The organism is Arthrobacter sp. JCM 19049, from assembly GCF_001310435.1.
On sequence record NZ_BAXF01000881.1, the window covers coordinates 1 to 618 of the forward strand.

A 618-nucleotide genomic window follows, 5' to 3' on the forward strand; every position below is an offset into this window, starting at 1 on the left:
GTGGATCTGGCGAGCTCGGCCAGCGGGTGCAGGTCCCGGTTCAGGTAGAGCGCGCCGGTGGGCGCCAGCTGCTGGTCCAGGCCCTCGGGCTGCTCCCCGAGCATCCAGGTCACCCGGTTCGCAGCGGCGATCGAGATCGGGCCGTGGCGGTAGTCCATGGCCGGGTAGGCCTCGGTCCAGCCCTGCACGGCTTCACGCATCTTCAGCGCCGCCTCATGGGCCAGCCCGACGCTGTAGCCGCGGCCCAGGAAGGTGAACTGCTCCGCGTCGATCAGTGCCTGCTCGGTTTCCTGCCCCAGCAGCTCGGTGGCCTGGGCGATGGCCGGCTCCAGGTCCATCCCGGTGCTGGAGAGCAGGTAGGCCAGGGCCGTGGTGGCGAAGCGGGTCTGCACCACCGACTGCTCATCGGCGTACGGCAGGGCGATCATCGCATCGACCTTGGAGGCGATCGGCGAGTCGATGTCACCGACCAGGGCGATGGTGCGCAGCCGGCCGCCGAACTGCTCCAGCAGGTCCAGCACCTCGGAGGTGGTGCCGGAGCGGGTGATGGCCACCAGCGCATCGTAGTCGCGCGTGGCCAACGGGGCCTCCGAGGCGGCGAAGGCGTCGGTCACGCCC

General features: G+C 70.7%; 1 protein-coding gene. It reads right to left on the reverse strand.

Annotated elements, in window-relative coordinates; all coding sequences use genetic code 11:
- The coding region (locus JCM19049_RS16890) for a sugar isomerase (RefSeq protein ID WP_279403492.1) at positions 1-618 on the reverse strand (618 nt) is incomplete at both ends.